20 protein-coding genes and 1 pseudogene are annotated in these 25825 nt (G+C 58.5%); 8 read left to right on the top strand and 13 right to left on the bottom strand.

The features are described from left to right. Position 1: 1 nt before the first annotated feature. The 7 genes from tssH to KW838_RS03545 all read right to left on the bottom strand — a co-directional run bounded on the left by tssH (position 2) and on the right by KW838_RS03545 (position 8843). Positions 2 to 2605 (bottom strand): type VI secretion system ATPase TssH, encoded by a 2604-nt coding sequence (tssH, locus tag KW838_RS03575; protein ID WP_218500413.1) that lies wholly within the window; start codon positions 2603 to 2605, stop codon positions 2 to 4. Continuing rightward, entirely contained in the window at positions 2602 to 3672 is a 1071-nt protein-coding gene (tssG, locus tag KW838_RS03570; protein WP_218500412.1) for a type VI secretion system baseplate subunit TssG, read from the bottom strand. The genes tssH and tssG overlap by 4 nt, the downstream gene beginning before the upstream one ends. After that, positions 3636 to 5468 carry a type VI secretion system baseplate subunit TssF gene (gene tssF / locus KW838_RS03565; protein WP_218500411.1) on the bottom strand — a complete coding sequence of 611 codons (1833 nt, stop codon included), beginning with the start codon at positions 5466 to 5468 and terminating at the stop codon, positions 3636 to 3638. The genes tssG and tssF overlap by 37 nt, the downstream gene beginning before the upstream one ends. After that, on the bottom strand, positions 5468 to 5950 hold the full coding sequence (tssE, locus tag KW838_RS03560; protein ID WP_102701753.1) for a type VI secretion system baseplate subunit TssE: 483 nt from the start codon (positions 5948 to 5950) through the stop codon (positions 5468 to 5470). The genes tssF and tssE overlap by 1 nt, the downstream gene beginning before the upstream one ends. Positions 5951 to 5975: 25 nt before the next feature. Further along, positions 5976 to 7478: a type VI secretion system contractile sheath large subunit gene (gene tssC / locus KW838_RS03555; RefSeq protein ID WP_007978737.1), complete on the bottom strand. Its 1503-nt coding sequence runs from the start codon at positions 7476 to 7478 to the stop codon at positions 5976 to 5978. Positions 7479 to 7488: 10 nt separating this feature from the next. Continuing rightward, the gene (gene tssB, locus KW838_RS03550) at positions 7489 to 8022 is read right to left on the bottom strand and encodes a type VI secretion system contractile sheath small subunit (RefSeq protein WP_007978739.1); all 534 of its coding nucleotides are present in this window, start codon (positions 8020 to 8022) and stop codon (positions 7489 to 7491) included. A gap of 68 nt (positions 8023 to 8090) precedes the next feature. Then, entirely contained in the window at positions 8091 to 8843 is a 753-nt protein-coding gene (locus KW838_RS03545; RefSeq protein ID WP_007978741.1) for a hypothetical protein, read from the bottom strand. 699 nt (positions 8844 to 9542) lie between these two features. On the opposite strand from KW838_RS03545, the gene KW838_RS03540 reads away from it, so the two are divergent. From KW838_RS03540 to KW838_RS03525, 4 genes are all read left to right on the top strand, one after another. Then, positions 9543 to 11708 (top strand): M48 family metallopeptidase, encoded by a 2166-nt coding sequence (locus tag KW838_RS03540; protein WP_218500410.1) that lies wholly within the window; start codon positions 9543 to 9545, stop codon positions 11706 to 11708. 127 nt (positions 11709 to 11835) lie between these two features. Next, a complete protein-coding gene (locus KW838_RS03535) occupies positions 11836 to 12378 on the top strand; it encodes a CbrC family protein (protein ID WP_218500409.1) in 543 nt (180 codons plus the stop codon). A gap of 46 nt (positions 12379 to 12424) precedes the next feature. Continuing rightward, a complete protein-coding gene (locus KW838_RS03530; RefSeq protein WP_218500408.1) occupies positions 12425 to 13165 on the top strand; it encodes a hypothetical protein in 741 nt (246 codons plus the stop codon). Between the two features lie 5 nt (positions 13166 to 13170). Continuing rightward, positions 13171 to 13644, top strand: a complete 474-nt coding sequence (locus KW838_RS03525; protein ID WP_218500407.1) for a hypothetical protein — start codon at positions 13171 to 13173, stop codon at positions 13642 to 13644. Positions 13645 to 13913: 269 nt separating this feature from the next. On the opposite strand, the gene KW838_RS03520 is transcribed toward KW838_RS03525, so the two are convergent. From KW838_RS03520 to KW838_RS29425, 6 genes and pseudogenes are all read right to left on the bottom strand, one after another. Beyond that, positions 13914 to 14192 carry a hypothetical protein gene (locus KW838_RS03520; protein ID WP_218500406.1) on the bottom strand — a complete coding sequence of 93 codons (279 nt, stop codon included), beginning with the start codon at positions 14190 to 14192 and terminating at the stop codon, positions 13914 to 13916. A 119-nt stretch (positions 14193 to 14311) separates the two neighbouring features. Further along, positions 14312 to 15220 (bottom strand): immunity protein Tsi6 family protein, encoded by a 909-nt coding sequence (locus KW838_RS29430; protein ID WP_256358705.1) that lies wholly within the window; start codon positions 15218 to 15220, stop codon positions 14312 to 14314. Between the two features lie 49 nt (positions 15221 to 15269). After that, a pseudogene (locus KW838_RS03510) lies at positions 15270 to 15539 on the bottom strand (ADP-ribosylglycohydrolase family protein); the annotation flags it as partial. Between the two features lie 61 nt (positions 15540 to 15600). Beyond that, positions 15601 to 16155: an HD domain-containing protein gene (locus tag KW838_RS03505; RefSeq protein ID WP_218500405.1), complete on the bottom strand. Its 555-nt coding sequence runs from the start codon at positions 16153 to 16155 to the stop codon at positions 15601 to 15603. 69 nt (positions 16156 to 16224) lie between these two features. Further along, on the bottom strand, positions 16225 to 16488 hold the full coding sequence (locus KW838_RS03500) for a hypothetical protein (protein ID WP_218500404.1): 264 nt from the start codon (positions 16486 to 16488) through the stop codon (positions 16225 to 16227). An 8-nt stretch (positions 16489 to 16496) separates the two neighbouring features. Next, the gene (locus KW838_RS29425; RefSeq protein ID WP_256358704.1) at positions 16497 to 17924 is read right to left on the bottom strand and encodes a DUF6861 domain-containing protein; all 1428 of its coding nucleotides are present in this window, start codon (positions 17922 to 17924) and stop codon (positions 16497 to 16499) included. 711 nt (positions 17925 to 18635) lie between these two features. Here KW838_RS29425 and tssI point away from each other — a divergent pair. The 4 genes from tssI to KW838_RS03475 are packed head-to-tail and all read left to right on the top strand — an operon-like array spanning position 18636 to position 25825. Continuing rightward, positions 18636 to 20486 (top strand): type VI secretion system tip protein TssI/VgrG, encoded by a 1851-nt coding sequence (gene tssI, locus KW838_RS03490; protein WP_218500403.1) that lies wholly within the window; start codon positions 18636 to 18638, stop codon positions 20484 to 20486. A gap of 11 nt (positions 20487 to 20497) precedes the next feature. Next, the gene (locus tag KW838_RS03485; protein ID WP_218500402.1) at positions 20498 to 21082 is read left to right on the top strand and encodes a hypothetical protein; all 585 of its coding nucleotides are present in this window, start codon (positions 20498 to 20500) and stop codon (positions 21080 to 21082) included. 39 nt (positions 21083 to 21121) lie between these two features. Then, positions 21122 to 21589 carry a DcrB-related protein gene (locus KW838_RS03480; RefSeq protein ID WP_218500401.1) on the top strand — a complete coding sequence of 156 codons (468 nt, stop codon included), beginning with the start codon at positions 21122 to 21124 and terminating at the stop codon, positions 21587 to 21589. A gap of 3 nt (positions 21590 to 21592) precedes the next feature. Further along, positions 21593 to 25825 carry an RHS repeat-associated core domain-containing protein gene (locus tag KW838_RS03475; RefSeq protein ID WP_218500400.1) on the top strand — a complete coding sequence of 1411 codons (4233 nt, stop codon included), beginning with the start codon at positions 21593 to 21595 and terminating at the stop codon, positions 25823 to 25825.

The raw sequence follows: 25825 nt of genomic DNA, 5'->3' as shown, positions 1-25825 counted from the left end.
ATCAGCTCAGGCGATAGGCGAAATCGCCGTCGCTGCCCAACTCGATGTTCAAACTCTGAATCGGTTTGTCCTGCGCCATGCGCTCCAGGACCCGCTGGGCCAGTTCCGGCATCAGGGTCTGGGACAAAATGTTGTCGATGTTGCGGGCGCCGCTGTCGACCTCGGTGCAGCGCGAGGCAATCGCCTTGACCAGTGCTTCGTCATAGCTCAACAGCGCTTGATGATTGCGCTCGAAGCGCTGGCGAATGCGCGCAAGCTTGAGCGCGACGATGCGCTCGAGAATCGCGTCCTTGACCGGGTAGTAGGGGACGATGGTCAGGCGGCCGAGGAAGGCGGGCTTGAACACCTGGTTCAACTCGTCACGCAGCCCTTCGACGATGTCCTGTGGCGTCGGTTGCGGCTGTGCATTGAGGCACCACTGCATGATGCGGTCGGTGCCGGTGTTGGACGTGAGGATGATCACGGTATTGCGGAAGTTGATCTCGCGACCTTCGCCGTCATCCAGCACGCCTTTGTCGAACACCTGGAAAAACAGTTCGAGCACGTCCGGGTGGGCTTTCTCCACTTCATCGAGCAGCACCACGCTGTACGGCTTGCGTCGCACCGCTTCGGTCAGCACACCGCCCTCGCCATAGCCGACGTAGCCCGGTGGCGAACCCTTGAGGCTGGAGACGGTGTGGGCTTCCTGGTACTCGGACATGTTGATGGTGATGACGTTGCGCTCGCCGCCGTACAGGGTGTCGGCCAGCGCCAGTGCGGTTTCGGTCTTGCCGACGCCGCTCGGGCCGAGCAGCAGGAACACGCCGATCGGTTTGTTCGGGTCTTCCATGCGTGCGCGGGAAATCTTGATGCGCTTGCCGATTTCGTGCAGTGCGTGGTCCTGGCCGAGCACCCGCTCGCCCAGCAACGCCGGCAGGCGCTGCACGGTTTCGATTTCGTCGCGCAGCATCTTGCCCAATGGAATGCCGGTCCAGCCGGAAATCACTTCGCCGATGGTCCCGCCATCCACCAGGGCATGCACCAGCGGTTGCTCACCCTGGACGCTGGCCAGTTCGGCGCGCACCGCGGCAATCTCCTGGGCATCCGGTGTCTGATTCTCCGGGTGGCTGAGGGCACCGAGTTTTTCCACCAGTTGCAGTTCGCGTTGCCATTGTTGTTCGAGGGCGTCGCGGGTCTGCTGTGCGCTTTGCAGTTCGGTATTGAGGGCGGTCAGCCGCCGGGCGTGGTCGCTGCCTTTGGCGGCTTCCTGCTGCAGTACCGCGATTTCCGCCTGCAGGTTGTCGATCTGGCGTTTGCAGTCTTCCAGCGGCCCCGGCTGCGCCGATTGACCGAGGGCCACCCGCGCGCAGGCGGTGTCCAGCACGCTGACGGCCTTGTCCGGCAACTGGCGGCCGGTGATGTAGCGATTGGACAGGCGCACGGCCTGCACCAGCGCTTCGTCCATCACCGTGACCTTGTGATGCTCCTGCATCTTGGCCAGCAGGCCGCGCAGCATGTGGATCGCCTTGTCTTCGTCCGGCTCTTCGACCTTCACCACCTGGAAGCGCCGCGCCAGGGCGGCATCTTTCTCGAAGTACTTCTTGTACTCGGCCCAGGTGGTCGCGGCGATGGTGCGCAGTTCGCCCCGGGCCAGGGCTGGCTTGAGCAGGTTGGCGGCATCGTTCTGCCCGGCCTGGCCACCCGAGCCGATCAGGGTGTGCGCTTCGTCGATGAACAGAATGATCGGGTGCAGGCTGCGCTTGGTTTCTTCGATCACCGACTTGAGCCGGTTTTCGAATTCGCCCTTCACGCCGGCACCGGCCTGCAACAAGCCCAGGTCCAGGGTGTGGATGGCGACACCCTTGAGCACCGACGGCACGTCACCCTGGATGATGCGCAGGGCCAGGCCTTCGACCACGGCGGTTTTGCCGACGCCGGCCTCACCGGTGAGGATCGGGTTGTTCTGGCGGCGGCGGGTAAGGATGTCGACCATCTGCCGCACCTCGAACTCCCGGCCCAGCACCGGGTCGATCCGGCCTTCGCGAGCGCTTTGCGTGAGGTTGATGGTGTATTGATCGAGGGCCGGGGTCTTGCCGTTGCCTTTTACCGTGCCGGCGCTGGCGACGTCGGACGTGCCCAGCGGTTTGGCCTGTTTCGACTCGGCGCTGCTGTCCACCAGTGCGCCGAGGTTGACGCGCAAGTCGTCGGCGTTGATTTTCTCAAGCTCGGCGGCGCTGGCGACCACCACGCGGCGCAGTTCGTCGTCATCGAGCAAGGCTTGCAACAGATGACCGGTGCGGATCTGCGCCTGGCCGAACTCGATGGACGCCAGGACCCACGCCTGTTCGATCATGCGGGTCAGGTGTGGCGACAGCGCCGGCGTGCGCGTATTGCCTTTCTTGAACGTCCCCAGTGCCGTCACCAGCTGCGCCTGCAAGCGTTCGGGCACCACGTCGTAATGACGCAGGATGGCCGGCAGGTCGTTGTCGTGGCTGTCGAGCAACTGCAACAACAGGTGCTCGATTTCGACATCGTAATGGTGTTCCGACAGGCACAAGGCCGCGGCGCTTTCAGTGGCGGCGCGGCTGGTGTCGTTGAGCTTGGCAAACAGGGACTTCAGGTTCACAGGGAGACCCCATCAAAAGGAATGTGGAAGAGGGCACAACGGGATGGCTCGACGTCGGAGGCCGGTCGCTTGAGCCAGCCGAGCCAGCCCAGCGAAACGTTGCCTTGGCGCCCCAGGCGCGCAACGGGCACGGCCTGGGGTTTGAGCCTGGGCGCCAACTGGAAGTCGAGTTCGGCACCGACATAGAAACGCACCAGTTCCACCAGTTTCCGGTAGTCCTCGGTGCCTGGCTGGAAGCGTTGATAGTCGGCCAGCTCCAGTGGACCCATCTCGATGCGCACGCACGACTGGTAGTCCCAGACCCGGTTGCCGGCGACGGCGCTTTGCCCGAGCACGGCGTTCTTGCGCCCCAGTTGCGTGCACTGGCTGGCGTCGAGTTTCAGCCAGCGACCGGCAAACGGCTTGACCTTGAACGGCAGCGAAAAATAGAAGGTCAGCATCGCTTCCAGGTTCAGGGCGTTGCGCGGTTTCTGCGCAAACAGCCCGGAGAAATAGCTGAACAGTTCGCGGCGCAGGGGCGAGCCTTGGCGGTCGAATTTCTGCTTCTGCGCCTCGGGGCCGAAACCCACCAGGTTGAGCAGGTAGCGATCGAAGTCCGAAGTACCGTTGCGTTCGTACTCGATGTAGAACTTGTACTTTTGCCAGGCCTCGTAGAACAGCGTGGTCATGCGGTGCGAAAAGATGTCGAGGAAGGCATGGGCCGCGTCATCGCGGTACTGGATGTGCCGCTCGATCAACAGCTCGGTGTACGGGCGCGGCAACACACCCGAGGGCCCGACCAGGCCCATGAAGGTGACTTGCATCTCGGACAGCGGCAGGCCGGCCACGGACACCTTGCCTTCACGCTCGAACTGCAGATCGCTGACTTCACTGGCCGGGAAGTTGAGCGACAGCTGCGAGCGAAAACGCAGAGGGTCTTCGTGCGGTCGGGTTTCCAGGTCCATGCGCCCGGTTCTGCTGTAATGCAGGCGAAGCAGGCGCACCAATTGGAAAAACTCGAATCGGTGCGGCTCAGCCCTTGCCTGGTCGATCAGACCAGGGGTTGATCGCCGGTTCGCGGTGGCCATTGGACGACTCTCTTTTCGCGCTGCAAGGTGCGAAGGGTTAATTGGGTAAAACTGTTCATGGTGCAGTACTGACCAAAGAAGTGATCGAGCACCATGCCGAACAGGAACACACCGCTGCCGGTGTATTGGCTTTCATCGAAATTGAGGGTGATGCCGACGCCGCGCACGAAGTTCGGCCGCGGGTGGCCGATGCGCGCCACCACTGGCTCGCTGCTCACCGAGACGATGCCGTTGATCTGTTTGCGCAGTGCCGACAGGTTGCGGTAGTTGTAGAGCGACAACAGCTCCAGCAGCACTTCGCGACCACGGGACACCAGCGACATATGGTTGAGCGACAGGTGTGAAATGAGCCGCCAGATCACGCCGTTGCCCAGCGGCACGCGAGCGGTGGCGGTGGGCTTGCGCAGGCAACGGATGTCCTTGATCACCGAGTTGCCCGGGATAGTGAAATCGCCGCGCTCGCCACCGAAAGGCAACATCAGCGGCAGGTCGCGGTTGCTGCAGGTCAGGCGGATGCTCAACGTATCGTTGTTGGCCTCCATCAGCCCCAGTTCTCGATCGACCACCCGGATAAACACGTTCGAGCCATCGCGCTGGCCGGTCTGTACGGCTCGACGTCGGGCAATCCAGAAGCTCTGGCCCGGGCCCTGATCGCCACGAGGCTCGAAAAATGGATGGCAAGTGCCCACCTGATCGATGCTGCCCACTTTGCGCACACGTCGTACGCGGTCGATGGACACCACTTCGGCCGAGCTTTGCAGGCGCACATCCGGCGTCACCGCGTACTCGTGCTGGGCGTGGGTCAACTTGATCGGCTCGGCTTGCTGGCGGAACAGGTTGATGATCGGCGTGCAATTGAGCTTGAAGTTGTTGCGCCCGATGTTCTGCGTCAGGCGCGCCAGCCGGTCGCTCAGGTCGTAGTCGGAGAAGTAGAAATTGATCTCGACTTTCTCGACCTCCTTGCCCGCCAGAATCCGTGCAAAGCCCGACAGGTCGAAGAACATGAACTTGTCGGGGAAGGTGAAGTACTCGTGCAGCAGGCGGTAACCGAGGAACGAGCGCTCCGAGTAATCCACCAGGCCTTCATCCAGGCCATAGCCGACGGTTTTCAGCGCGTTGGCCGGCAAGGCGACTTCGCGGGTGCGACCCTGATCTTCGAAGCTCAGTGTGGCCTTGGCCAGGTTGTTGAACAGCAGTTCGTACAGTTGCAGCATCAACGTGCTTTCGCCGTCGAGGAAGAACCGCAGGCGGTCCAGTTCCAGCTTGCCGAACATCACGTCGCCGGTCGCCACCAGGCCGATGCGCAAGCGCGCGACCAGGTCAGCGCTGTGGCCGTTGAACGCCGAACGTTCCATCTCGATGAACGACGCCTGTTGCACCGCCACCGGCCACAGCTCGACCGGGTAGCAGGTGCGGAATTTACACACCACGCCATCGATCGGGTTGGCACTGATTTCGGTATGCCGGGGCACACGGAAGGCTTCGGTGACTTTTTCCTGCTTGCCCAGGTTGAACTCGACGATCGACATCGACGGGGTAGGGCGCAGGTAGTGCGGGTACAGCACTTCGAGAAACGACTCGACGATTTCCGGCAGCTCGTCGTCGAGTTTTTTGTGTACCCGTGCAGACAGGAACGAGAACGCTTCGATCAAGCGCTCGGTATGCGGGTCTTCGCAGTTATCGCCCTCGATGAGCAACCGCGAAGCGATTTTCGGATACTGGCTCGCAAACTCCTGGCCCAAAAAGCGCAGGTGCGACAGTTCCTTTTCGTAATAGGGCAGCAGATCGTCGAGCATCAGTTGAGGTTCTGCACTTTGTATTCCTGGGTATTGACCTGCAGCACCGCGTCGAAGGACACCTGACGGGTGACGTCTTGCAGGCGCAGGACCGCGTCCACGCGAAAGGTCAGCATGCGTTGGCCGGTCTGTTGGGCAAGCAGTTGGACTTTGACGCTGCGAAAGCGCCGGTCGCCGACCGAGATCGCCTTCTCCAGCTGCCGCTGGATCAACAGGCGATCCTTGGGGTCAAGCACGCTGCGACTGGTGAAATCCGGCATGCCGTAGTCGAGGATGGTGCCGCCCAGATTGACGAAACCTTCCAGCTCGTTGGCGACCAGGGACTGGCGGGTGTTGACCAGGATCTCCAGGTCGCGAACGATGCTGGCCTTGTAATCGGCCAGCGAACACAAGCGCTGCGATGACGCTTCGATGGACTGGTGCGGACGATCGTCCAGCAACCGGTCCAGCAGTGATGGCAACAGCTTGTGTTGACTACTCATATTGCCTCCCTGGCAATGTGCTCGATCAGCCGCGGGTCGATTGCGGCAATTCAGCCACCAGGCGCAACGAAGCGGTGAGCTCGTCCAGTTGGTAGTGCGGGCGCAGGTAGGTCACGGCCTTGTACACCCCCGGCTTGCCCGGCACTTCGAACACCTCGGCGCGGGCTTCGCGCAACGGGAACTTGGCCTTGGCTTCCTGGCTCGCGGTGTCGTCCAGCAACACGTAGCTCGACAGCCACTTGTTGAGGAACAGCTCGACGTCCTTGCGCGAGGCGAAGCTGCCGATCTTGTCGCGCATGATCGCCTTCATGTAGTGGGCGATGCGCGAGGTGGCGAAGATGTACTGCAACTGCGCGGAAAGCCGGGCGTTGGCGTTCGCGATGTCGGTGTTGTACTGCTTCTGCTTCTGCGCCGACTGGGTGCCGAAGAACGCGGCGTAGTCCGTGCCCTTGCAGTGCACCAGCGGAATGAAGCCGAGGTCCGACAGCTCTTTTTCACGGCGGTCGGTGATGGCGATCTCGGTCGGGCACTTGAGGGCGATTTCACCGTCATCGGTCTTGAACGTGTGGGTCGGCAGGCCTTCCACCAGGCCACCACCCTCGACGCCACGAATCGCCACGCACCAGCCGTAACGGGAAAACGCATCGGTGACCCGGGTGCCCAGCGCGTAGGCGGCGTTCATCCACAGGTACTTGTTGTGGTCGCGTCCGTCGACGCTTTCGACAAAGTTGAATTCCTCGACCGGCGTGGTATCCGGGCCGTAAGGCAGGCGACCGAGCACGTGGGGCAGGGTCAGGCCGACATAACGCGAGTCTTCGGAGGCGCGGAACGACTTCCACTTGGCGTATTCGACAGTGTCGAAAATCTTCGCCAGATCCCGTGGGCCGGACATGTCGGTGAACGAATCCCAGCCAAACAGCTCAGGCGAAGCCGCCGAGATGAACGGCGCATGGGCGGCCGCGGCGACGTGGGAAATCTCTTCGAGCAGGTACATGTCTTCCGGGCTGCGGTTGAACTCGTAGTCACCCAGCAGCATGCCGAACGGTGCACCGCCGAAGGTGCCGTATTCTTCTTCGTAGATCTTCTTGAACAACGCGCTCTGGTCGAATTCGGAAGCGGCTTTGAGGTCGCGCACCAGGTCTTTCTTCGACGCGTTGAGCAAGTGGATCTTCAGCGTGGTGCTGGTCTCGGTCTGGTCCACCTGATACTTCAGGCCGCGCCAGGAGGCTTCCAGCTGCTGGAACTCACTGGCGTGCATGATTTCGTTCATCTGCTCGGAGAGCATCGCGTCGATCTCGGCGATGCGTGCATCGAGCACGGCGATCAGGTCCTTGCTTGGCGTCATTTCGCCTTCGAGGATCTGGTTGACCAGTTCGCCGATCAGGTCGCGGGTACGGGTGCGTTCAGTCTCGGAACGGGCCACGCGGCTTTCGGAAATGATGCTGTCGAGCAACGAGGATTGTGCGGTGAAGCTGTCCACTTCAACCAGCGTGCTGTCCTGTTGAGTCACGGTTTGCTTGTCGTTCATCGTCAGGCTCCTACGCTTTGCCGTCGGTGGCCGGAACGGCGGCTTCACGGCCGAATTCCTTGCCCAGGGTTTTCAACTTCTCGGTGTTCTGCAACACATCCATCAGCAGCTCTTCGAGCTTGTCGTTGCCGCCCATCTTGTTGCGCAGGTCCGCCAGCTTGTTGCGCACTTCCAGCAGCTTGCGCAGCGGCTCGACCTGCTTGACCACGTTCTGCGGTTCGAAGTCTTCGAGGGCGTTGAAGTTGAGCTCGACGCCCAGCTGCGTGCCGTTTTTCGCCAGGGTGTTGTCGACGCGGTAGGTCAGGCGCGGCTTGATGCCCTTGAGCACGCCGTTGAAGTTGTCGCGGTCGATGAAAATGAACTTGCGGTCCTTGAGCTTCGGCAGCGGCTCCAGCGGGTTGCCGGAGAAATCGCCCAGCACACCGACGACAAAGGGCAGCTCTTTCTTTTCCTGAGCGTCACCGATATCCACGTCGTAGGTGATATGGACCCGAGGCGCGCGGACGCGGTCGAGTTTGTGCTGGGTACTTTCCTTCTTCGCCATCGTGATCTCCTGTGCGAACAATTCGCTGCAAGTCGTTTGCGTGTCGGTTCAATGGGTGGCCGAGCGCGTTACATTCCTTCGATCGTCAGCAGCAGGCGCTGACGGATTTCATCGTTCATTTCCATGATGTTGGCGTGCCCCACCAGCTCTTCGAAGCTGGTGTTGCCGGCGATCTGGGTGCTGCTGCGGATCACGGCCTCGTCGGGCAACTGCGAGCGAACCGGCGAGCTGATGACGCAGAAGGGCAGGTCGCCGAACTCCTTCAAGCGTTCGAAACTGACGGGGAAACGCAGGCCTTCGAGCAGGCGGCTGATGCCGGGCGACTTGCTCAGGCAGTAGAACAGCACCAGGTAATGCACCACGAAGCGGTACAGCTCGGCGCTGCTGCGATTGGGGTCTTTGATGACGGTGCGAAAACGGGCCAGGTCGAACGAACTGAAGCCCACCACCCAGCGCACGGGGCTGGTGATACGAATGGATTGACCGCTTTGGGACAGCACCTTGTCGTACTCCAGCGCAAACAATTGCGGGGTCGTACTGAGCAGGTTGAGGGGCACTTCGAGTTCATTGACCAGCTGGAACGGAGCGGCCGAGCCGATGCGGTCGAAGAGCTCCTTGAGTTCCTTGAAATGGTGCTGGGTCTCGCGCCCGCTGCTGCGTTGCGCGCCTTGCAGGTATTCACCGAAAAACGCTTGCGGACGAATCAGCAAAGCCAGGGTCGCCAGATAATCCGAGGCCTGCGCCTTGAGCGCATCGGAAATGGCCCGGGTCTGGCTTCGCAGCTGGATCAATGCTTCAACATCAAAAAACGTCTGAGTCATCGGTACATCGTCCTTGAGCACTTCGCACCTTCCTGGAATAAAACCGGAGAGCATGTCGAGTGACTTGATTCACAAGTGGACATCCGTCCACGAGAAGTGACTGCTGGTGTTCGTCATCAAAAAATCACACTGCCGGAAACAATCGGAAGTGTGATGCTGGCATATAGATATCGAGTTGCCAGTAACGTCGTGTATGGCAACACGTCGTATCGAAAAGTTCATTCGGGGGGCAGATTTTTTCTCGTTTTTGTTACATGCCGCAATGATGCCTTAGTGCCACTATTTGCGGGATGTGTCTGTCAGACAGTTCCGAAAGCCAGTCAATTCAATGGTTTCAGAGGCGTGGTGGATCCAATTTTTAATTGAAAATAATTTGTAAAAGGTGAACCGGTTCACCCAATGCCCGCTTGAGGGTCTGTTAAAGAAAAGATTGAAGGATAAGTGTCATATAGCCGGCAAGGAAGTGATGGCATCTCAGGATATCCGGGATATACAAGGCGTCATTTCCATTGCTGAACGAGTGTTCGGGCAATTTGGCGTTACATATCGTCGATATTTCTGTATAACGCGCCGGGTACGAGTGCGCCCCGTAACTTTCATGTCGGGCCGTGCAATAGCGTGAGGGCTTTCGGGCCTTTGTTAAATGGAATTTATGCTCGCCACGGATGTCAGGCGACGCGACTATTGAGGCCCTGTCTCATGAGAACGTTGAAACTCATTGCCGTACTTATTCTCCTGCCGCTTTGCCTTGGTTTGTTTGGCGTCTGGGAGTTGCAACGCAGTACCGAGAGCATTCGGGACTTCGCCGAAGCCAAAGCCGAGTTGGGCGTGATGCGTCCCGAAATCGAAGCGATGCTCGCCAAGCCGTTCTCACGCTCGGCCAAGGTCGATATCAACGGTGAACGCATGGGTGTTCACCAGGCTTTGTCGCTCATTACCCAAGCCGAGCATGAACTGACCATCCTGCAACCGGTGGCAGCCGTGATGAACAACCTGGCCAAGGGCGTCATCGCCCTCGGCCTGCTGGCCTCGCTGGTCGGTGTGCTGGGACTGCTGGGTTTGCGTTGGGCCGGTGCCCGCGCCAGTCATTCCCGTGAACGATTGCTGCACACCTTCAGCCGAGTGAGCCGCCTGTTGCCGTACCTGCTGGTGGGGCACATCGTCGCCATGGGCGCGGCGGTGGCGGCTATCCTCGGTTTCGAAGGCCTGGGGCTGTGGCACATGGGGAAAATGGCCACTGGTGAATTCAAGCTGATGCTCATCGTGCTGATGCTGATGCTCGGTTTCCTGTATTCGATCTGGCAGATGGGCAAGCAGCTGCCGGTCATGCTGCACATGTTCCAGTCCACGCCGATGAGCGTGCTGGGCCAGGTGGTCACACCGCAACAGGCGCCGGCGCTGTGGGCCTATGTTCGCGAACTGGCGGACCAGCTCGGCGCGCTGGCACCCGAGCACATCGTGCTGGGCATGACCGAAGGCTTTTACGTCACCTCCAGCGACGTCAACCTGCTCCCGTCAGGCACCGCGCTCAAGGGCCGCACCCTGCACGTGCCGATGATGTACCTGGGCTTGCTCGATTCGGCAGAAACCGGCGCGGTCATCGGTCACGAACTGGCGCACTTCGCCGGTGCCGATACCGAGTACAGCCTGCGCTTCGTACCGATCTACGAGGGGATCGGCCGCAGTCTCGGGGTGATTGCCGAAACCATGCTGCAAAGCGATGTGCTGCAACGCACGACGCTGTGGCCGGCTTTCATGCTCGGCGAGTATTTCATGGAGCGTTTCGATCATGCGGTGAGCCACTGGAGCCGCGTGCGGGAGCTGGCGGCGGACGCGGCGGGTGCGCAGTTGACGGGAAATATCGCCATCGCTTCGGCGCTGGTGCGCATCTCTGCCATCGACCCCTTGTTGCACCAGGGGGTCTCGACCCATGTGGTCCACGCGACCAACCCCAGCGCCGAACACGTCCTGACCCGCGACTTGCCAGGCAGCGTACTGCAGGAGCTGACCGCGCAGCCGCTGACCCTGCCCGAGGAGGAAATGGCAGCCAGCCTGCCTCATCCGTCGGACACTCACCCCTCCAACCGCGAGCGGCTGGCGTCCCTGCAAGTCACGGTCGAAGAGGCCGTCAGCCGCGGCACCCGCCCGATCATCGCGGCACAGGCCAGCGCCGCGATGGATCACTATTTCGCCGATCCCCAGGCATTGCGTGCGCGCATTACCGAGGACTTTCTCGGCCACTACGTGGAGCAGGATGCGGCGGTTGTGCAAGCGTTGCGTAACCATGCCGGCAATGCCACGGAGGAAGTCCGACTGCATGAAGGCGCACGATTGCGCGGGTGGATTACCCTGGGTTGCTTCTCGCTCTTCATGTTGCTGGGTTTGGGCCTGCTGATCCTGCCGTACCTGTTACCGCAGGTTTTCGTGGACGCGGATGCCACAATGAAGTTGGTTGGCATTCTGCTCTTGATCAGCATGGCGTTCCTGCTGCCACTCTCCTTGCGCATGCTCACGCGGGCGAACAAGACTGCGTTGCTACTGACGCCCGAGCACTTCGTGTTCGCCAACTTCAAGGCGCCATTGCCAATACAGCACGTCGCCGATTTTGGTCTGCAAGTGGGGCACGGGGTGCACTTGAATTTGCTGCTGGAAGACGACGCCCCCATGCCTGAGTTGGCCTCGCGTTCGTTCTTTTCACCGGATGCGAAACTTAACAGGAAAAAACGCTGGGTCCAGTTGCAGCTGCTTCAAGTCTGCCGTGACGACAAAAAACTCAAGGACCAGGAGTTGGCAGACCTGATTGGCACCTATCTGAATGCAGGCACTGCGCGGCACTTGCTGCAGCAGCGATTCGAGCAGGCTTGAAGGCTTTCAGCATTGGCAAGCGTGGGGTTCCGGGTTCAATGGCTCCCTGCGCAAAGCTGATGAAGATCTGAAAGCAGCCCTTGCAGTTGGTTGTTTTGAAAGGCATACATTTTACAAGGATGCGTACATGACACTGCCCCACTTTATTTACCATCCCGATCCCGTCGGTAGCGGTTCGGTGCAACCCTCTTGCGCCACTTGCGTGAGCTGCAATCAGGCGCGAGGCTTCATTTATGTGGGCCCGGTATACGCCATTGATGAATACGAAAACTGCATCTGCCCTTGGTGCATTGCCGACGGGAGTGCGCACCAGCGCCTGGGCGCGACGTTTGTCGATGACGAGAGTATCGGCCTGGACGGCGAAGACACGCTGAGCGAGGCGCAGATCGCCGAAGTCAGCCAGCGCACGCCTGGTTTTAATGGCTGGCAGCAAGAGCGCTGGTTCACTCACTGCGACGACGCAGCCGAGTTTGTCGGTAAGGCCGGCCATGCAGAGTTGCTTGAACTGGGCCCGGCAGCCATCGCTGCCGTTCAGGACTCGACAGGCTTGGAGGACGGTCCGCAGTGGCAAGCGTTCTTCAATGTCCTGGATAAGGATCATGGGCCTACCGCCTACCTGTTCAAATGTCGCCACTGCGCCACGCTGGGCGCTTACCAAGACAGCCATTGATACCCAAAGTGCTCAATCCGTGGCGACCCACAAGGAAGAGTCTCTGATGACCGACGATCATACCCCCGACTTCACCAAAGTCCCCACCGGCATGCTGCCGTTCCCGTCTGTTGAAGACGTGTTTGTCGCCGATCAACTGGAGCTGGCCGACCATCTGCACCCTTTGTTCAGCTTGGATATCAGCACCGTAAACCCCGAGTGGTCGGGCGTGCTGCACATGCTCAGCCCGTTGGAGCCGTACGAGGGCTTTGTCGGCGAGCTGACCGAGTGGGACGGGTGCCATGGCGACCTGCTGAAAACCAACTGGATCGGCTTCAAGGTCGAGCAAGGGCGCTATCGCTTGTGCGGCGATCCACGTTACTTCTTTCTGCACGAGGGGAATGCACAGCTGGCTGATCCTCACCCGGAGGCGAGAGCGGATCTGGAGCGGCACTACGCCGATCAGCACAGCGCTTTTGCCGCAACCGTTGAAAGGTTTAAAACCAGCGGTGTGCTGGCGCGTGAGGATGGCGAACCGTTGTATGCAGTGGAATTTGTCGCGCAACTGGGCGGCGAAGTCGATGGCTGCGCCAACTGGGTGGAGGCGGTCGAATTTCCAATGCACATCGTTGAACTGGACCCCGACCGCGGTGATTCGAATGTCTACCCCCTGAGCCCTGCGGATAACCGGTTTTTCCACGTGGCAAGCGTTCCGGGCTGGCATTACCGGACGGCCGGCGCAGACATGATCGTCATGTTCTACGAGCCGATTGAAGGCTTGGTGCTATTCACCTTCGATTACAGTTGAATCCCATGAATAAGGCCGAACTGCAAACGCTTGTAGTCAGAGTTAAAAAGTATCTCGCGATTATCTTTATGCTCTGCCTTGTAGGCGTTGTCATCTATGCGTACCTGCACAAACCGGAGTTTCCTTCTGCGATAGTCCTGAAGCAAGACTTCATTCCGGGGCAGTCAATCTACATCGTTCAAGATGCCAGGGATGCAGATGAGCCCAAAAGCCTGAGGTTCTACGTCAACAATGGCGACGGCAGGAATAATGAGACGATGAAGGTGCTCCTCGGAAAGACCCCGCCCTTCCTGGTCTCGGACACTGACTTGAAAGACGTGGTAATCCAGCGTGTCTCCAACGGCCTGCACATCAAACTCAAAGGCGCAGTCTCGAATTACCAGAGCAACCTTTACCTTGAAGACGGCGACACTTACACCACCTACCGTGTAAGCCTTGAACAAGTCGAAACGCGACCGCCCTTGGCGAGCGGTCGGTAAGCTTGCTTCAGCAAGGCAATCACCGCGCAGACAACCGCAATCGCCAGCGCCGGCCACTGCATCGGCAAATCGATGATACTGGTTGCTGGCGAGGGGGGGGCTGGTCGTATTGATGGCGTGCTTGCTGCCATTCTCGTTGCGCATGCTCAAACGGGTGAACAAGACGGCGTTGTTGCGGACGCCCGAGCACTTGGTATTTGCGAACCTAAAGGCGCCATTGCCGATCCGGCACATCGCCGATTTTGGTCTGCAAGCGTGGGGTGCGAAGTTCAATGGCACCCTGCGCAAAGCTGATGAAGATCTGAAAGCAGCCCTTGCAGTTCGTTGTTTTCGTCCAGCAAGGGTTGTGCGTTTTCATAGAGGACAACGTCGTTGATCGAGCCCATGCCGCCGTACAGCGACATCAGTCGAGACAACGCGTATGCCATATCCTGGGGCAGCGCAAGGCTGCACTCCTCAACTCTGTCGGCCCATTGCGGGTGACCGAATCTCCTCAGCAGTTCTGCTGTTCGGGCAAGGTTCGAGGAGATCTTGCAGATGTCTTTCATGGCGCCAGTCCTGAGCGAATCATTTATCAACGTTCACAACGTTGGCGGAACCATGGTTCCAATCGACCGAGTAGCTGAGGCCATTCCAGTTACCACTGATCAATACCCAGTATTTAATGCTATGTATGAGGAAGACTTTCCGCCGGCAATCCGTTAGGCAGCTGAATCTTCAGGCCGCGTGCGATCTGAATGCCTATGTAGAAGGCATCCCCCAGTACACCAGAAAGTTCAGGATCGTCGGCTTCAAACTCTTTGCCAGCCCATACGCCGATGGTCAAATCGTGCAGCCGGGCTTTATCTTTTTCAACGCCCAGCAACACGTTCTTGATGAATTGCAACTGGATCAACGAGCTTGAGTAAATCTGGAATTCTGGACAGCCGTTGTATCTCAGGGCGGTGATGGCTAGCGCATTGTCGATGTAGTCGAGGGCGGTTATCGGCGTTTTCAAGAGGCGGTCCCTCTCGGTATCAGCGTTTTGATTGCTGCGCGACGCCACGTATTGATCAAACATTCGAACCTGCTCTCCGATCCGGGCAGAGTCTCGATTGGAATCAACATGTTTTCTATAGGTCAGGAATTGTTCCGATTGTGGTCCATGGGCCAGCAACGAAACAATGGCCGCACATTGTATGAGCCAATAGATCTCGAACGAGGATTCGGTGCCTCGACAATAACCAATATCTGTCCCTTTGCTGTACAAGTCACGAGCCAGTTGGCTGGCTTTATCGCGGTTTATCGTCGTCTCTGATTTCCATCCGGCCCGGTCATTTGCGATGACGAATACCCGATAACGCTGCAACAGGAGGGCATCCACTAGCGTCAGGTCCGGGCAGGCGGGGGGCATCAGCGGTACAAACACTTGTGGCTCACGATTGATCGGCAGCCAGGACAGGTTCCTTTCCACTCGGGAAGGTGGCTTGTCCACTTCGGTCAAGGTGGCTGTATCGACAACCTGCTCGCTGGGGGCGGGTGAAGGAGCGATTTTTTGCCCGAAAAGGCTTTTCAAGCGATGCAGTAGTTTTGACATGGAGGTAGCCGTTCAAGGATTTTGATTTTGAGTACAACTATCCGCTGACAAGAATTTCCAGGGAGTACTTGCCGTTTCCGCCAATCGCGAGCCCCAGCAGGCAACCTTTTGCGCGGTCCAGCGCCTGCTCTTCAGTGAGGGTGCAAGGCCTGGAAGTCAGCCACTCAGGTTTCCTGTATCTGGGGGCGTCCGGCTGCAACATGTAATCCATGCGCTGGCGCAGTTGAGGAGAGGGCGGTGGGAGCAGGTGGTCGTAACGTTCAGTGTATTGGGTGAGCGCTTCGTTTGAGCTTCTGAGATCAATAAGGTTTTTAAACATCTCGGCACCAGGCAATGATCTGTCACGACGAATCGTCTGATTTGAGTACTGTCGTAGAGTCTTAGTGCTGAGAGTCAATTACATAAAGTAGCCGATAGCGGGTCATTGCATCGCTAAGTCTTAATCTGAGATAGGTATGTGCAGGGCCCAGTGCTTCAAGAATCAGCGCCGACTCCTCCAGATAGGATGCCCTTTTAGAATGAGTCCACGTCGACGGAGCGGACTGCAAATTCGTGATACGGTCGCATAGCTTGATCGCTGCGGCCTCCCTCGAGTGCGCGGCGATGCTCTGGAAATAACGTTCTTCGGAGAATGGAACAATCAAATTTTTGCTCAGGCAGCCGACGGTCGAGGCTACCAGGGTGCCAAAGACATCAGCCAGCTCTGCCTGCGTAGTAGGCGTGTCTTCTAATACGTCATGTAATAGGGCTGCGGGCAAGGCGATCTCAAGGGCGCCAACCGTCTCTACCCGATCCGCAAAAATCAGTTCATTGGCCACCATCGCCACGTGCGTGGTGTAGGGAAGCTCCGAGCCTTTCATCTGCTGGCCGAGGTGAGCAGTGGAAGCAAACAGCCAAGCCTGGTTGTAGAGTTGTTGCAGGTCGATGGGTGTCATTGGCGGACTTTCGGAAGAATGACGGCAAAAAAATGATGTAGCTAACTTGGCCGGGGTGAAGAGAATGTTTTAGATGGCCGTTCCTCTATTTGCCCCCGGCTGCACAATTAGCAAATTATCTAGCTCTCTACGACGACATTTCATGACAAACACCAAGGCTGTATCGGGATCCTTTTGGAATAGATCGAAACTGGCACGGTCAATTTCGTAGTATTCCTCGTAGTCAACCATTCCGTTGCTAACTGGAATCGACACGTAAAAGCGGCCTGTAGTCTCCTCGACTCCAATGGAAAACATGTGTTCACGGCTTACAAAAGCATCTTTGAATTTCATGGCATTCTCTAAAATAATGGATGCGTGCGAAAGGCCTCAACAGAAAGCGCTCCCGCATCTATTACCGCTTCGCTGTTACCATTGGGTAATTTACCTCCGGGAAGCCAGAATTCGTTGGCCCCAGCCTCATTGCCGGATGGAATGCGAAGGTTCAAGTCTCTAGGAGTCGGGATGTCTACGCGCACTAGAGTGTTACTTTCCAGAAAATCTTCTGGAAGTCCAAGGGCTTTTTCCAATGCTCGTTTGTCGCCATTGGTGCTGTCTAGAAGTTGATTGGCTTCATGCTTTGGCATTATGAAGGAAGTACCATCCTTCTGAGCGATTCCGTACTTGTCAAGGTTTGATTTTGTCATGAGTCGCGAGGCGCCCTTGTCAAATTGTGCCAAATGCTCGGAAACATATTGTGGCTCCAGGTAGGTGGCTGCATCTGGCCTAGTACCTTTTGGCATAGCCAGAATATCCGCTTCGGTGAAGCCAGGTTTGAATTTCGTCCCGGGTTGCTGGTTTGGCCTGCTTGCTGGCTGTTTCGTAAATTGCTCGCGCAGCGCGTGCTGTTCCGATTCTGCCCGCATCAAAGGCGCCGGCTCCCTAACCCGCAACTCATCCCGAGCCAGCAACTTCTGCTCATTCCTTGCCAGCCAGCCCGCCAACTGCTTGTTCGATATCTCCGCCTGTAGCTTCGCGCTACGGGTCGCGATGTTTTCCATGCTGTTCATCACACCGGCTTTCATCTGGCCTCGGGTCAGGTAGGTGACGATGGCGGTGAGCAGCAGGAGTACAAGCTGCTCCTGTCCGCGAGCCAGTTGTCGTGCCGCGCGTTCGATGCGTTCCTGTACCAGTGCGGCGGAGCCGCCGCTGGGGTCGAGGCCGGACGGCTTGACGCCTTCTTCGGCGTGCCAGGCCGTGGCGATGCCTTCCTGCAAGGTCGAGAGGCAGGCGGGCAGGCCCTGGTAAAAATATTCGGCGATGGCGGCCAGGCCCAGGCCCATCAGGATCAGGTTGCCGACCTGCAAGCCGATACCGGCCCCGGCAGCGGCTCCGGGGGCTGCGCCGATTCCAAAGGCGAAGGCCCCCGCTGCGCCGCCGGCCACGGTGCCGATCGCCACGCTGCCGCCGAGAATCATCGAGACTTCTTTGACCAGTTGCAGCAGCACCGGCAGGATCTGCTCGATTTCAATCGAGGCCCACTTGCGCTTGAGGTCCATCTGGATGATCGGGTAGGAGAGGGTCATCGCCTGATGCACCGCATCGATGCGACGACCGCCCATGTAGCCGTAGGCCTGGCTCGCGCCATTGCTGACACGCCGGGTGAAGCCGTTCCAGTTGTCGTGCACGCTCTGCAAGCCGTCGTTGACGCCCTGGTTCAGCTCGTTGAATTTCTGGTCGAGGTTGCGTTCGACATCGGCCCAGCTGGGCACGTTGGCTAAAAGATCCATTTACTCGTCACTGTCCTTGGGGGTAAGGCGCTTCCTTGTTGCTGCGGTCGAGCTGTCGAATATCCGACTTCACATCATTGCCAAAGTGATGGCCATCAGCCGCACTTCAGACTGTGGGGCGGGTAGAAGATTTCAACATGGATCCCATTTTTGTTATTCGCGTTACATTCGGCAATGATGGCAATAAGGCATTAGTCGCCAACAAGTGGTCGCTAACTTCCCGTTCATCCTTGATATATCAGCGTTTCTGGCTGGCCAGTGTGGCGATAATTATTTTTCGGGGATTATCCTGAACTGAGTTCCAAGTGCGTGGAAGTGCGCGCATATATGGCGTGCGGGTTGACACAATGCATGACATGGGTGTCTCCTTCCCGCGTTCGAGCATCTGTGATGCCTGCAAAAGTGTGACAAATTTCGCAAATATTTTACTGAATGATGGCACTTTCATACTGTCTTGCGGTCGCAGTTTCTGACGCCTGTTTCGTGTGAGGAACTTCACTCGGCGTTTAAACAACCCCGATGAAAATGAAGCGTTTTTGCAGGCAGTCGCTTACAAGACTTGCAAATTGCCACAGTCCGAAAACATGGGGCGGCGAGGTGTTCGCCCTGATCGATGATGTGGCAAACAGGGTTTTGACCCTCTTATCTGATTCGTTATGCGCAGTGGTTGAGAGAGGGCGGTAGCTTTCCACTGTTTTCAAGGAGATACACATGTTGATGGACCTTGCCGCAATGCTTTCCCCGCAGAATCGGCGCCTGTTCAAGTTCAAGAACCTCGCCAACCCCGAACAGCAATTGTTGCTTGAGTCCTTCAAGGGGACTGAAGGTCTGTCGCGTGCGTACAACTTCGAGTTGCTGCTGGCGTGCCAGGACTCCGGCGTCGAGCTGAAGTCGATGATGGGTCAGCACGTGGTTCTGGAAATCGAGCTGGTAGACACCACGCCTCGTTACCTGGCGGGCTACCTCACGCGTTTTGCCAGTATCGGCAGCGACGGTGGCATGGCCCGCTACACGGCGACGCTGAACCCCTGGTTCTCCATGCTGAAGAACCGTTTCGATACGCGCATTTTCCAGGGTTGCACGGTGGAAGATGTCGTCACCCAGGTGTTTGCCTTGTGCACCGCGTTTTCCCGGCACGAGTTCCGCCTGAGCAAGCCGCTCAAGCATTACACCTACATCACCCAGTACCGCGAATCCGACTTCAACTTTGTCCAGCGCCTGCTGGAAGAAGAGGGGATGTTTTACTACTTCGAGCACACCGCCGAAGGCCACACCATGATCATCTGCGACGACTCCACTACGTTGGTGCCGTTGCCTGAGCAGCCGCAGATCCGTTTCCACACGGCATCGGTCACCGAGACCGCCGACTCCATCACCCAATGGAGCGGCAACCGCCAGTTGCAGTCGGGGAAAATCGCGGTCCAGACCTTCGATTATCGTCAGCCGTCCAACCGCTTGCCGGTCGCCATGAAGAGCCTGAACAAGCAGGGCGATGTCGACGAATTCGAAATCTACGACTTCCCCGGTCAATACACCCACGGCACCTACGACGAAGGCGAAGCGCTGCTGCGGTTGCGGGTCGAAGCGCTTGAACTCAAGGGCAAGAGCTTTCATGGCGCCAGTAACTGCCGCGCGATGAAGCCCGGTTATACCTTTGAGCTGTTGCAGCATTACGATCACGATCAAGGCCCTGCCGATGAGCGTCAGTTCCTGCTGATGAGCGTCGAAAGCGAAGGCCACAACAACTACCTCAACGGGCACCAGGCCAGCTACTACAACACCTTCTCCTGCGTGCGCAAAAAGATCGTCTTCCGCCCTCAACTCACCACCCCGCGTCCGACCATCTCCGGCCCGCAAACCGCGATCATCGTCGGCCCGCCGGGGGAGGAAATCTTCACCGACGAACTCGGCCGCGTGAAGGTGCAATTTCACTGGGACCGCAAGGGCGAGCACAACGACAAGAGCTCCTGCTGGGTCCGCGTCGCGCAGTCCGGTGCCAGCGGCGGCTTCGGCAGCATCCAGATTCCCCGGGTAGGCGATGAAGTCGTGGTGGTGTTCCTCGACGGCAACCCCGACCGCCCGCTGGTCATGGGCAGCCTCTACAACAGCCAGAACACCCCGCCCTGGTCGTTGCCGGCGAACAAGACCCAGAGTGGTTTTTTGACCCGGTCGATGAAGGGTGACGGCGGCACGGCGAACTTCTTCCGCTTCGAAGACAAAGCAGGTGCCGAGCAGATCATCATGCATGCCGAGCGCAACATGGACACCGAGATCGAGGTCGATGAAGTCCATACCGTCGGCAGCAACCGCACGATCAAGGTCGGTGGCACGCACACCGAAACGATCAAGAAAGACACGGTGATGAATGTCCAGGAAGGCTCGCTGACGATTCAGGTCGACAACCAGTTCATTCAGGTCAGTGCCAATCAGCACATCATTCTTCAGGTGGGCGGCAGCAGTATCAAGCTGACCCCCGAAGGCATCGAAATAAAAGGCGACGCCATCGATATTCTTGGCAAGAACACCTATGTCCACGGCGACCGTGTCGATATCAACAAGTGAGAAATCAGACCATGGTCAGGACCAGTATCTACGACCGTATTTCCGAGAAACGGATCGCGGCCGAGACACTTGCGCGGCAACAGTTGCAGGAGGCTGCCGAGGCTTCGCCCGCTGTCATCGAGCCTGAGCCGGTAGCGGTGATACCGCTTCATTTGGCGCGCAATGAATTGAAAGTCGCGGGGCTGAATCTGGTAATGCCGCAAGGCTTCAACTTCCGCGACATCGATACAACGCTCGAAAAGCAGGGTCATCCCGTCACGTTCAGTGTCAAGCGTCGTCCTGCACCTGAAGGGCTGACACTGCAACGTTCGGTGCAGTTGTATGTGGAGAACCTGCGCAAAAACCATCCCGACGTCACCATCGTGCGGCAGAGCGATTGCCTGCTGGCGGGCAGTCCGGCGATTACCCTGGATTATATCTTCACGGCGGGACAGGAGCGTCGCCACGGCAGAACGACCAGCGCAGTCATCCATCCCGACAATGGTAACGAGCGCCAATGGTTGAGTATGTCGACGATGATCAATCCCGCTCATGCAGAGCTTGCCGATTGGTTGATCGAGTTCGAGACGATGCTCGAAAACATCAGCGCTGACTAAGCCTTTTCCTCTTTCACCTATTCACGGAACGCACGCCCAATGGACTATCAGCTTCAGGAAGGATCCATCACTTTGCCGGAAGGTTTTCAGGACCGCACGGTGAACATGTTTGTACTCGGCAACAGCATTCCTGCGCCGCTGAACATCACACTGTCGCGCGACAACATGCTGCCGGCAGAGAATCTGAAGGCTTACATCGAGCGCCAGGTAAAACTCATTGCCGCCAAACTGCGCGGCTATACCTTGCTCAGCAAGAAGCCGGCAGCGCTGTCCGGAGAGCAACCGTTCTCCGGCATCCAGGTGGATGCTTACTACATGAACGATGGTCGACCGGTTTACCAACGGCAGGCCGCGTTCGAAATCGAACCCGGTCGCATCCTTGTGTTTTCCACGACCAGCCAGGCTGATTTCAGCGTCACACAAAACCAGAATTGGCTGCAGCTGCTGGCAAGTTTCAAACCGCGCCAGGCCGATACGGTGTCCACCGACAGCGCCGAACAGGAGTAACCCATGTTCGAAGCTGCGCGTTGGGGCGATGAAATTGAACACACCAGTGCGCTCGGCGGTTTTCTCGCCGGTGCAGTGATCGGGCTTGCGATTGCGACGGCAGCCGCATTCATGATCTGCACGGCGGGGCTCGGCGGAATTCTGCTGGGAATTGCCGTAGGACTGGCTGCCAGTTTCGTCCCCATGATTGGCGAAAGCATAGGGTCGGCAATGAGTTCGCCCGCCGGGGGGATCAAGCTTGAAGGCTGCTCGACGGATGTGTTCATCAACGGCCGCAATGCCGCCCACGCAAAGTTGAGCATGGGCACGTGCGATAAACACCCTGCGCCGGTCATGGTTGCCGAAGGCTCTTCCAACGTTTTCATCAACAATGTGGCGGCTTCGCGCAAGGGGGACAAACTGACCTGTGGCGCGAAGATCTCCAGCGGCTCGAACAATGTGTTCATCGGCGGCGGGACAGAGCGCTATCTGGATGTCGACGAAGAAATTCCCGGCTGGCTTCGGGTCACCGTCGACGTGCTGATGATTGTCGCCTCGATGGGCCGCGCAGTAGGTCCGATCTTCAGATTGGGCATGACGCAAGGTCTGAAGGCTGCCGGGCCTTGCGCATTGAAGTTTGGAGCGACCGTGGCGGCCAGCTATCTGGCCGGGCGCTTTGTCATCGGTCCGGCCGTTGAGCGCGCAATCGGCGGTTTGAGCGGTAACCCCGTCGACCTTACCAGCGGGCGCAAGCTATTGCCCGAGTCTGGAGAAACCGACTTTGCGCTCCCGGGGCTCATGCCGATTGAATGGTCTCGCTTCTATGCCAGCGACCTGACCGTCGACAGCGTGCTCGGCAGAGGCTGGGTCTTGCCTTGGGAGCAAAGCCTGCGCAGAAGCGGCAGCTTCGTCTACCTCACGGATAACCAGGGGCGCAGCGTGCCCTTTGTGGATGTGGAGCCCGGTGATCGCATCTATAACCCCTATGAGCAGCTCCACCTGGTCCGCACCGAAGGCGGCCACTACCTGCTGCAAACCCTCGACAACCTGTTCTTCTACTTCGGTGAGGTGCCGGACGACAACAGCGATGTCCCGCTGCAACGCCTGGAAAATGCCCTCGGGCATTACCTGCATTTCACCCGCACGGCTGAAGGCCGGTTGACCGACATCAGCGCCACGGGTGGTGTTCGGGTGCACCTGCACTATGACAACCCGCTGGGGCGCCTGACCGACGTCAAGCGCGTCGTCGACAACCAGGCGGTTGAAACCCTGGTGCAGTACCGCTATGACGACAACGGCCAACTCATCGAGGTGATCAATCGCAACAGCGATTCGATGCGCCGCTTCAGCTACGCCGACGGTGTGATGGCCAGCCACAGCAACGCCCTGGGCCTGAGCTGTCATTACCGGTGGGAAACCATTGAAGGCCAGCTGCGTGTGGTGGAGCACTGGACCAGCGATGGCGAACACTTTCACTACCGCTACGACTTCAAGCACCGCACCTCGTGGGCCACTGACGCACTGGGGCGCGAGCTCCAGGTCCACTACAACGAAGATCGCCGCGTGATTGCCAGTCGTGACTTCGGCGGTGAGCAGTACGCTATCGACCTCGACGAAGCGGGCAACATGACCGGTCTCAAGCTGCCGGATGGAAACCGGTTGGGGTTCAAGTACGACAACTTTTCGCGTTTGCTTGAAGAAACCGACCCATTGGGCCGCCAGATCAAATACAAGTACCACCTCGGTACTACGCTGGTCACAGAAACCACCTTCCTGGACGGCAGCACCTGGCAATCCCGCTACGACGCCAAGGGCAACCTCATCGCCGAAGTCGACGCCCTCGGTCACACCACCGAATACCTCAACGGCGACGATGGCCTGCCACACACCATCATCGACGCGACCCACAAGTCCAAATACCTGTGGTGGAACACCCTGGCCCAGGTCGAGCGCTTCCAGGATTGCTCGGGTAAAAACACCACATACCGCTTCGACGAGCGCCAGCACCTGGTCGCCGTCACCGACGCGCTGGGTCAGACCACCACGCTGGAACGCAAGCCCGACGGCGAAGTGCTGCGCATCCATCACCCGGACGGCAGCGCCGAATCCTTCACCTACAACGCCCTCGGCCAATTGCTCAGCCATACCGACGGCAAAGGCCAAACCACGCGCCTGCTACGCACCGCCCGGGGCCTGCCGAGCAGCCGCCAGGACGCCAAGGGGCAGCGCATTCGCTACGAGTACGACCCGGCGATTCGCCTGACGGCACTGATCAACGAAAACAACGCGGCGTACCAGTTCGCCTACGATGCGTCCGACCGGCTGGTCGAAGAAAAGCGCATCGACAACCTGACCCGGCGCTTCAGCTACAACCTCGGCGGGCATCTGACCCAGGTCGACGAAACCGGCTACGGCGAGCGCGGCGAACGGCCACAGCGTCGCACCGAATTCGAGCGCGACAGCATCGGCCGGCTGCTGGCCAAGCTCAATGCCGATGCCCGTCAGGATTACGCGTACGACGACGCTGATCGCCTGCTGTCGATCCAGCGCCTGCCGAGCGCGCAGGGCAAGCAACTCGGCGTCAGCGAAGAAACCCTCGAATTCTCCTACGACCTGCTCGGCCGCCTGATCCAGGAGACTACGGCTCAACGCGCCTTGTCCTACGAGTACGACCCACTGAGCAACCTCACCACCCTAACGTTGCCCACCGGCCAACACCTCAATCACCTGTACTACGGCAGCGGCCACCTGCACCAACTCAACCTCGACGGCCAGCTCATCAGCGACATCGAGCGCGACGACCTGCACCGCGAAGTCCTGCGTACACAGGGCAAACTCACCAGTTGTTTTGGCTACGACGCGATGGGCCGCAAGAGCTGGCAGTTCGCCTCGCGCCTGCCGGCGGAAAAACTCTCGCGCCTCCACAACCCCGGCATCCAGCCCGACCTGCTGGTCGAGCACGCCTACAACCCGATCCACCGCCGTCACCAGTACGACCCGGCCGGCGAACTGACCCGCACCCTCGACAAACTGCGCGGCGAGATCAAGTACGAGTACGAAGCCAACGGCCAGTTGCACAGCCGCGACACCGGCCAGCTGATCGACAGCGAAGAATTCCGCTACGACGCCGCGGCGAACCGGCTGAACTTCAACACCAGCCAGTTTGACCACGTCAAGGACAACCGCCTCAAGCGCTGGCGGGATCAGGAATATGCCTACGATGCGTGGGGCAACCTGATTGAAAAGCGCAGCGGCATGGGCACGCTGCAGACGTTTCGTTATGACTGTGAGAATCGGTTGGTGCGGGCCGAGACGCTGGTCAACGGTAAATTGGAGAGTACCGGTTCGTATCGGTACGATAGCCTGGGGCGGCGGGTTGCCAAGGTTTCAGAGATCAATGGCAAGACCGAGCAGAAGCACTTTTTGTGGCAAGGCCTGCGGATGCTGCGGGAGGAAAGTCCGGGGCGGAGCAGTCTGTACCTGTATGAGCCGGGGAGTTATGCGCCCTTGGCGCGGGTCGATCAGGCAGAGGGTGGGGAGCAGCAGCTTTACTATTTCCATACCGACCAGATTGGTACGCCGCTGGAGATGACGGACCGTGATGGGGAGATTGTGTGGCAGGCGACGTACAAGGCGTGGGGTTCGGTTGAGAAGCTGACGGTCAATGAAGTCGAGCAGAACCTGCGGTTTCAGGGGCAGTATTTCGACGACGAGACGGGGCTGCACTACAACACGTTTCGGTATTACGATCCGGAGGTGGGGCGGTTTGTAACGCAGGATCCGATTGGGTTGTTGGGTGGTAGTAATTTGTATGGTTATGCTCCCAACACAAACGGGTGGATTGACCCCCTGGGCTGGTGTGTCAGTGCTGTGGTTACACGTGGCGCAGCAGGACAACCTCTTCGAGCAACAGCGACAATTACCGCGAAAGATCTCGGTACTGGAACAGCGACGAATGCTTCATCAAGAGCTTGGGCACGTGCGCTGGGTGATTCAAAAGACGATGCGGGACATATAGTCGGAAAGCTTTTGGGTGGTTCAGGCGGTAAAGATGGTGTTTTTCCACAGCTCTCAAGAATAAATCGTGGTCTTTTTAGGGATTTTGAAGGGGAGGTTGCCAGTTTCGTAAGAAATAATGGGCCGGTGGATGTAGATATTAAATTTATCTATGGTGCATCAAGTACCAGGCCGACCAAGGTTGTGTATAACGTTTTTCAGCAAGGAAAAACTGTACTGTCGGATATTTTTAGTAACTGA

The organism is Pseudomonas sp. PDM27, from assembly GCF_019219205.1.
GTDB classification, from domain to species: Bacteria; Pseudomonadota; Gammaproteobacteria; order Pseudomonadales; family Pseudomonadaceae; genus Aquipseudomonas; species Aquipseudomonas laurylsulfatiphila.
This window is presented reverse-complemented; position numbering and strand designations above follow the sequence as displayed.